Raw genomic sequence first — 8738 nt, 5'->3', positions numbered from 1 at the left:
AATTCCAAGGCGTCTTCAACATCACTGGTCAACCCTCGGTCTCGCTGCCTCTCTTCCAGGCTAGTGACGGCCTGCCCATCGGCATTCAGATCGTCGCTCGCTTCGGCGACGAGGCGACCCTGGTTCGCGTCGCACGCGACATGGAGCAGGCTCTTCCCTGGTCGACAAGGCGGCCACCAGTCTTTGCAGGATAAAGTCGAGATCGGTGAAATAGTGATGACTCGCGACAGTCGGCATCAACAACACCACGGGTGCGGGACGTTGACTTGCTTCATGTACCATCGCAAAAATATCAATATAAAACATCGGCTGTGTGGCACTGCGGCTGATGTCGTGTTGTTCTCGCATTAGCGCCGTGCGTCGAAATCAGGGCAATGCTATGAATTTCGGACCGTCCATACTTGTAACCGGCGCAGCAAGCGGCATTGGCGCCGCCTTTGTTAGACGCATCGCCGCACCGGGTGTTCGCCTGATGTTGCATACCCGCGCTAACCTTGATGGACTTACCACGGTAGCGAGCGTGGCCCGAAGCCAGGGCGCCGAAGTGGCCATGGAGCTGGGTGATCTTGCCGACCCTACAGTGCCGGTCGGATTGGTCCACAAGGCGAGAAGCATTTTCGGAAGACTCGACCAGTTAGTGTCGAATGCTGGCAAAGCGCAAAGGGCAACATTCGATACGCTCGAATCTCATGAGCTGCAGTCTGCTTTCGCCTCGATGCCGGTCGCCTTTTTCCACCTCGCAAAAACAGCTTTGCCGGACCTGTGCACATCACCGCAAGGTCGTATCGTAGCCGTCAGCTCTTTTGTCGCTCATTCCTTCGGTACGAACAATGCACATTTTCCCGCCACCGGCGCTGCGAAGGCTGCGCTCGAAGCCCTTGCTAAATCTTTGGCGGTCCAACTCGCGCCCACCGGGGTCACCGTGAACTGCGTGGTGCCGGGCTTTGTCCGAAAGGACCCCAATCGGCATGCTGCAATGTCGACCGTCGCCTGGGAAAGCGCGCGCGCCGTCTCACCGAACGGTCGTCTGGGGGAACCTCATGATATCGCGGAACTGATTGCTTTTCTGCTATCGCCCGCCGCGCAGCACATTACTGGCCAGGCGATACACATTGATGGCGGACTGCTCCTGCCATAATTCAGATCAACAACGGCTTCCAGATCTCGTTTGGAAGCTTGACGATTACGGGCGGGTAAGTCTGGGAAGGCAGCACGCGGAGGTATCACAAGGTTCGCACTGGGATGCGGCAGCGAGGCCCCTTGTAACCAAAGAAGATCCGATATGTCACCGGCAATGGGACCTTCGATGGCAGGATTATCCGAAGACTGAGCGGTAGCAATGTCGCAGGGGCCGTCGCACACTTGCAAACTGCAGATAGGGATCCATGGCACGGCGGATGGGTTAGGGTTGCCAGGTTCACGGCAGAACGCACCATGAGAGCCTGCGAAAAGCAGGATCTTAGCCTGCTGTGTCAGAGCGATTGATCACAACCGCCGAGCGCGCAAAGCGCTCGGAGCCTTGCCGAAGCATTCGCGGAAGCGCTTTGTGAAATGCGATGATGAGACAAAGCCGCACGAAAGCGCAATTTCCAGTAGCGGTATGTCGGTCTGCTCAATCAGGCGTTTTGCCCCCTCCAGCCTCACGCGAACGTAGTACCGCATGGGTGAGCAGGAGAGGTAGCGCTGGAACAGCCGTTCGATTTGACGCCGGGAAAGTCCGATACATCTGGCAATGTCACAAAGCGGAAGCGGATCTTCGATGTGCTGCTCCATCAATCGGATGCTTTCAGCAACTTTTTTGCTTGCACCAGCGTATTGCGCCCCGATCGCCCGCTGCCTATCGCAACCAGAGCGCCACTGTTTCGCAGTGGTATGGCGGCAAACGGCGGATGCGGTATTATTCCCAAAGTAATTGGTAATCAGTTCCATCGCCAGATCGAACGACGCGAATTCGCCTGCGCAGGTGACGAGCCCTCTATCCCGTACAAACAAACTATCCGTGACGCGCAGGCGTCCGAAAGTCGCAGAAAGTGCTGCCAGCTTGTCCCAGTGAATCGTGCAGCAGGTGTCGTTCAGTATGCCGCTCTCCGCCAGGAGCCAGGTTGCTGTCCCAAGCGCTGAAATCGGAACCTGGTGTCGTCTGCATGTGCGTAGAAGACTGAACAGCGATGCCGATGCCTGCTTCTGGACGCTATCACCGGCGCAGATGATCACCATGTCCGGCCCTCCAGCGCTCCCGACTTCTTTTACAACGTCGGTGAATTCTCGGCTGACTGAAATGACTATGCCGCTGGCGCAAGTGACCGGCCTTCCATCCGGACTAGACAGCACCCACTCGAAGAAGGGGCGGCCCGATATCGAATTGGCTAGCCGGAGTGGGTCGATGAACGAAGACAGGCTCAGTTGCGAAAATTCGGGTAAAAGAACGACGGCCAGGCGGCAACGAGCGTGGGTGTCGCGAGGAGCGATCATCTCCTGTCCGTTGCCCTGTACAAGAGAGCGTGAGTCGACGATGACTGGAAAGACAGCGTTCATTGGGCACCAGTGCGTTGCCGAAGTCGCGAGGATACGCCGGGCTCCCGACTCGGAATCCTCCGGCAGTGCGGTAATGGCCGCTTGAGGTTCCCCAAGGCTTTGTCGCCCCGCGATGCAGGATTTAGGTCCAGGGCAATCCATCGTGGCCGATAACTGGAGCCCGCCACATTGCGCCCCATTCGGCGTCACAATTTGGGATAACGATCGGACGTCTCCAGAAACGCTCGACGGTGGGGAGGGCCGAAGGCTTTCACTCACGCTGCTCACCGACAATCGGCGCCATCGCGCCGCCCTTCGAAGTAGCGCCAGGTTTCGATCGTTTTGCACGTATATGACTCCAATGATCCCTAATGATTGCGAAACCGATCTCAGCAGACAATCCAAAAAAGAATTGCGCCCATGCGTAACTGCTGCTTACGCGGTGGCAGACTGGCCAGAGGGGACCTGAGTGACCCACAGCGGGACGGCTGACGGCGCTATGATTCACCGCCGGCCGTTCGTCGGCTGAGCTGCTCCTTCGCGGTGCAGCCCTCACAGTGACAACGAGGTGAGCACGGAACACGCCTCTTCAAATGTTTGGAACCGAAAATAGTCGACTTTTCTGTGAGGTCGTCCCCATAGGACCAGCATCGAATTCATCTTCCGCGGTGCGATGGACAGCAAGTATCCGATTCGAGGCGGATGGCCGATCGGAGGGCCGCTGCCACCAAATTGACCACTGTGCCCTGGGCAAGTACAGGCGCGCCCTAGCTCTGAGCTGCCTGTCGCCCTGCGCGCGGCAGTATTCGATCACGGAACGAACACATCGTAACCTTTAATTTCAAGTTTTTTTGGCCAGATTGAAGAAGTCCGCGTTGGAAAGACGCGTGGGTGAACTCGTCGCGCACGCCACACCGGCACCTCTTCGCCATGGGGAGGCGCCGCGCCTAACAGCGCAAGGCGATCGTCGACGCGATATGCGGTGACAGCAGCTTGAGTTCTATGGCCATGCTCGTTTTCGAGCATGGGCCGAACCGCTCTCGAGAATATGCAAGCCGCTGCTGAAGGATGTTTCGGGATCAAGCGAGAAAAGCCTACCCAGCTGATGGCGGTTCGGATCGCAAAGCCCTTCGCCCCCGAGGGGCGATCCGTTGGTTCGTGACCTCGTTGCGACCGATATCGACGTCGTAGTTTGAGGCATATTACCTGGACATCAACTCACTATGAAACGACCACTGCGGCGACGGATTAACCTAATTCTTGTAGCTCGGATCTTTTCGATCAAGGATTTGCAATAGAGCCGGCCACTCTAGCGTACCGCGCGGCCTATCGTAACGCCTGTCCTGAGTAGTCGTGTACGCGGCAAGCTCATGCCCCACAAAGAAAACTGTACCACCTTCGCTCGTCGTCTTCAGCTGCAGATGACAAGCTTGATCCAAATAATACATAAGATAAAACGCTTCTGCGATGGTGCGACCAGCAGTCAATAGACCACGGTTGCGCAATATCATAGCACGGTGCTCGCCGAGATTGGCGACGAGCCGCTCCCCCTCCTCGAGTTGAAGCTCGATGTCCTCATAGCCATGGTACGCCACCCGATTATGAAATTGGAGCGCTACTTGATTCAGAGGCAGTAGACCTTCCTTTAAATTGGATACGGCAATCCCGGCAGGTGAATGCGTATGGCAAACACACGCAACGTCCTCCCGCGCCGTATGTATGGCGCTATGAATTAGGAATCCCGCTTCATTCAGAGGGTAAGAAGTCGCCTGGACATCCGTACCTTCAACATCGATTTTAATGAGACTCGATGCCGTAATTTCCGAAAAGCGAAGTCCGTGTGGATTGATGAAGAAACGATGGCGCATCCCAGGAACCCGTGCAGAAACCCGCGTGTACCTAAGATCATACATGCCAAAATGCGCCAGAAGTCGGCAACAGGCAGCGAGATTAACTCTTGTGTGCCTATCGTCGAGTTCTTGCAGCGCGTCGGGAGATCGATATGGCATTTGGTTCATTGTTGAGTTTCAGTTCCATGATGAAATCGACAGCGGGGGCGCAGACCGGCGGCATATGTCCATTAAAGAACCCACCCGATCGGTTCCGGGTGTCCGCCAGCGCAGATGCGTCTCGATAATGTATACTGAACGAGGGTGTTGTCAACCTGCGGATGGTTTAGGAGGCTAAGTTTTTGGATTGTGCGACAGCGCGCTGCCGCGAGAACCACTCGAACGCTGAGGAGCACGGGGTAGGGAAACGCGGTCCGTCGCTCAACACGCCCCCGCTCGCGGTAATGTATACTGACATTCCGGATCGGGCCTCCGCTTGGTACGAGCTTGTGTAATAGCCTGCCGAACTTCGGGCTGGCGGACCCGAACCGTTATCGTTCGTGCGAAATTTTCGCATTGGACCGGAGTAGCCGGGCGTTTACATTCCGGCGGGCGTACCCGATGACGTCGGTACTAGCCAACCGCCCGGGAGAACGGTCGCTTTGACAGTTCAAACGATGCAGGAGATTGTCCGTCTGCTTCGGCGTCAGATCGATATCTGAGCGCAGCGCCATGAGCCAGGCTGACCGTGCACGTGCAGGCATGTTTCGGTGGTTCTCAGACACGGCCACATAGCCCGGTTAGCACTCAGTATGAAGTCGCATCGAAGAGGTTGCCGACATAGCCGGTCACTCCTCACGAGCGACGCCGCCGCAGGCCGCAGCCTAATCTCACGATGATCCGTTCAGGCCGACATGGACCATAGATGTCCGTGGCCAGAATTGTTATGCCAACGTTGGATTGTTGCTCTTGAAGCTTATTTCATCGCGTCCGCGCGTTAACCTTAGGTTACGCAGGGTGCAACTTTTTTGCGTTTGAAAGAGGCACATTTGCGTGTCACGGTCTTTGTGTACCTATGGGCCACGGGGGCATTTTTTGATAACCCACACTCCTGACAACAAAACAATTGAGTGCCGACATCTGTGGAAGATTTTTGGGGGGCGCTCTGCCGAGGCTTTGAAGGCTGCGCAGACGGCAAAGGTCTGCAAGCACGAAGCTCTCGAAAGGTTCGGGTGTGTGATCGGCGTCGCCGATGCGAGCTTTACCGTTCGGGGGCAAGAGATTTTTTGCATTATGGGACTGTCTGGTTCGGGAAAGTCCACCATTGTCCGTCACATCAACCGGCTGATCGAACCGACAGCCGGGCACGTCATCGTCTCTGGGCGAGATGTAATGTCCCTTACAAAAAAGGGTCTCCGAGAACTACGCGCCCGCAAGATCGGCATGGTGTTCCAGCATGTTGCACTCTGGCCACATAAATCGATCGCACAGAATGTGTCCTTCCCGATGGAAGTACAAGGAAAAGACCTTGCGACCGCGGCGGCCGCAGCAGAAGAAGCCCTTTCTCTCGTTGGGCTGTCAGGCTGGGGACAACGTTATCCCGATGAACTTTCGGGAGGAATGCAACAACGCGTGGGTCTGGCTCGAGCCATGGCGGCCGATCCCGAAATCCTACTTATGGACGAACCTTTCAGCGCGCTCGACCCTTTGATACGGCGCGACCTCCAGAATGAGTTTCTCCGCCTGTCGCATGAGAACGCAAAAACCACTGTCTTCATTACTCATGACCTAGAAGAGGCTATGCGCGTCGGCAATCGCATTGCCATCATGAAAGATGGCCGGATCGAACAGATTGGAACGCCTGAGGACATCGTGCTGCGTCCCGAGACGGATTATATAGCTCGTTTTGTGAATTCAATTTCCACGCTGCGATTTCTTTCAGCCTTGGAGATCGTGCAACCAGGCAAAGCAAATCTCGACATGCCAATGCGTGGTCCGCGAACTCCATTGCCCGAATTGCTGGCATTGCTTGCAGAGGGCGCTGACCATGTAGGAATTCAAGACGGCGACGAGGTGCTTGGCCGGATCGGCGCGGCCGAAGTGATTTCCGCGCTCCAAGCGGATCTGAAACGAGGCTTTGGTCGTGGATAGGTTCCTCAATCCGTTTTCCCATTTCACTGTCCCGTTCGACGAGTGGGCGGAGTATTTTATCGGTCTGGTGGTTAACAACAGCCGCGATACTTTGCTGTCTAGCAAGTTTCCAATACAGGCCCTTCTTGAAGCGATCCGGAACGTCTTGTTGGCTGTGCCGCCAACCATCGCGATCTTCGTTGTCACAGTAGCAGGTTACCTGTTGGGTGGGACGAGGCTTGCCGCCTTAGGTCTTTGCTGCCTGGTAGGTGTGGGCCTCATCGGGATGTGGAATGATGCGATGACGACCTTAGCCATCGTGCTCGCTGCCGTATTGATTTGCGTAATGGTCGGCTTGCCAGTCGGAATCCTCGCTGCGCGCAGTGAGCGTCTGTATCGAATTATACGGCCAATTCTTGATCTCATGCAGGCAACTCCCTCTTTTGTCTACTTAGTGCCCATCGTGATGCTATTCGGCATAGGTGATACACCTGGCGTGATCGTCACGTGTTTCTTCGCGATCGCGCCGATAATCAGACTTACAAATCTCGGCATACGGCAAGTCCGGGGGGACCTAATCGAGTCCGCGGAAGCGTTCGGAGCGAGTGAGCTGCGCGTGCTTTATGATGTCCAACTGCCGCTTGCGAGACCCATGATCTTGGCTGGCCTCAACCAGACTGTTCTTCAGTCATTATCCATGGCGGTGGTAGCTTCGATGATCTCGGTAGCGGGCCTAGGGAGAGCAGTCCTGGAGGGAATCGGACGCCTCGATTTCGGCAGAGCCACCGTTGGCGGCCTAGGCATCGTGCTGATTGCGATATTAGTGGACAGATACGTGCAGGCGTTGGGTGCTGCGCGCCTGCGCTCCGCGGGGCAGGGGTAGCAAATGGATCCTAACACGCTCATGAATCCGTTTGCATCGGTTCAACTCCCAATTGCAGAACTAGCCAACAACTCGATGCATTGGTTCACCTCGAATTTTCGTGAGGTCTTTTTGGCAGCAAGGCAACCTGTCGAGTGGGCGCTCGATCTGACGGAGCAGGGGTTGCGGAAGGCGCCCCAGACCCTAGTGATCCTGAGCCTCGCGCTATTTGCCTGGCAATTCGTCAGCATTCGCGTGGCTGCAATAACTGTTTGCGCAATGACGACCATCGGCCTTATCGGCGCCTGGAACGAGGCGATGACCACGCTCGCAGTGCTCACAACTGCCGTGCTTTTAGCTACACTGGCTGGACTACCACTGGGGATACTCTGTTCACGCTCAGATCGCCTATGGAGGGTCGTCCGACCGATCCTTGATTTCATGCAAACGATCCCCTCTTTCACTTATCTCGTTCCGGTAATTCTGCTCTTCGGGATTGGCAATGTCCCCGGCGTGATAGTCACCGCCTTTTACAGTACCCCACCGCTTGTTAGACTGACAAACCTGGGCCTGCGGGAGGTGGATCCTAAATTCATCGAAGCTGCGGACGCCTTCGGCGTTCTGCCGTTGCGGCGGTTGTTGTCTATCGACCTCCCTCTTGCTCGCCCCACTATCATGGCAGGGATCAATCAAACAGTAATGCTGTCTCTGGCGATGAGCGTCGTCGCGTCCATGATCTCAGTTGCGGGCCTCGGCCGAGTGGTATTGGTCGGCATAAGCCAGCTTGAGCTCGGGCGCGCCATGGTCGGCGGAGTCAGCATTGCTTTGATAGCTGTCACAGTCGATCGGATCACGCAGGGCTTTGGCTACACACGGCGGGAGCGAGGGAACAAGGACCTCTGGCAACAGGGTCCCGTTGGATGGCTCCGCGGAATGCAGAGTCGAAACTCAGGGAACATCAAGAAGGAGGATTACAATGCTTAGGAAGCTGCTGTACACGATTGCAGTTATGGCCTTTGCCGCGCCCGCGGCGCAGGCCACGACTGTCCGGCCCATCGGCTCCGGGCAGGCCGGCCATCAGGTCATCTATGACGTTATTGAGGCGGGCCTGGCCGAACTCGGCTATGAGAACGGTGAGATGCTGACCGGGACCTATCCAGTCATCAACTTGTCCGTGGCCCAAGGCGATGCCGATTATAGTGCGGTTTACTGGAAGCCTCTTCAAGATCAATTCTTCGCCAAGGCCGGCGGCGACGAAAAATTGGTGCTTGCAGGGCCCCTGTATACCAAAGCCATGCAGGGCTATTTCATAGACAAAGCCACTGCCGATGCACATGGCATCACCTCGCTCGACCAGATGAAGAATCCGGCAATAGCAGCCTTGTTTGATACCGACGGCGACG

8 protein-coding genes are annotated in these 8738 nt (G+C 56.2%); 6 read left to right on the top strand and 2 right to left on the bottom strand.

All coding sequences use genetic code 11. From position 1 onward, the window contains the following. Together O7A61_RS29220 and O7A61_RS29215 are read left to right on the top strand one after the other, a co-directional pair. Positions 1–194: amidase family protein (locus tag O7A61_RS29220; RefSeq protein WP_337132715.1), on the top strand; the 194-nt coding region annotated here is incomplete at its 5' end. Between the two features lie 185 nt (positions 195–379). Next, a complete protein-coding gene (locus O7A61_RS29215) occupies positions 380–1138 on the top strand; it encodes an SDR family NAD(P)-dependent oxidoreductase (protein WP_337132714.1) in 759 nt (252 codons plus the stop codon). 347 nt (positions 1139–1485) lie between these two features. Here the strand turns inward: O7A61_RS29215 and O7A61_RS29210 are convergent, their stop codons facing one another. Further along, positions 1486–2535, bottom strand: coding sequence for a GlxA family transcriptional regulator (locus O7A61_RS29210; RefSeq protein WP_337132713.1), 1050 nt, complete (start codon positions 2533–2535; stop codon positions 1486–1488). A 1232-nt stretch (positions 2536–3767) separates the two neighbouring features. After that, on the bottom strand, positions 3768–4523 hold the full coding sequence (locus tag O7A61_RS29205; protein WP_337132717.1) for a class II aldolase/adducin family protein: 756 nt from the start codon (positions 4521–4523) through the stop codon (positions 3768–3770). 915 nt (positions 4524–5438) lie between these two features. On the opposite strand from O7A61_RS29205, the gene O7A61_RS29200 reads away from it, so the two are divergent. From O7A61_RS29200 to O7A61_RS29185, 4 genes are all read left to right on the top strand, one after another. After that, positions 5439–6494: a quaternary amine ABC transporter ATP-binding protein gene (locus tag O7A61_RS29200; protein ID WP_337132711.1), complete on the top strand. Its 1056-nt coding sequence runs from the start codon at positions 5439–5441 to the stop codon at positions 6492–6494. Then, positions 6487–7356, top strand: a complete 870-nt coding sequence (locus O7A61_RS29195; protein ID WP_337132710.1) for an ABC transporter permease — start codon at positions 6487–6489, stop codon at positions 7354–7356. The genes O7A61_RS29200 and O7A61_RS29195 overlap by 8 nt, the downstream gene beginning before the upstream one ends. A 3-nt stretch (positions 7357–7359) precedes the next feature. Then, positions 7360–8319: an ABC transporter permease gene (locus O7A61_RS29190; RefSeq protein ID WP_337132709.1), complete on the top strand. Its 960-nt coding sequence runs from the start codon at positions 7360–7362 to the stop codon at positions 8317–8319. After that, on the top strand, positions 8312–8738 hold a 427-nt coding region (locus O7A61_RS29185), incomplete at its 3' end, for a glycine betaine ABC transporter substrate-binding protein (protein WP_337132708.1). The genes O7A61_RS29190 and O7A61_RS29185, both read left to right, overlap by 8 nt.

The organism is Mesorhizobium sp. Cs1321R2N1 (genome assembly GCF_037179725.1).
Lineage (GTDB): Bacteria > Pseudomonadota > Alphaproteobacteria > Rhizobiales > Rhizobiaceae > Mesorhizobium > Mesorhizobium salmacidum.
The sequence above is the reverse complement of the archived record's forward strand: the minus strand, read 5'-3'. Positions and strand labels throughout refer to the sequence as shown.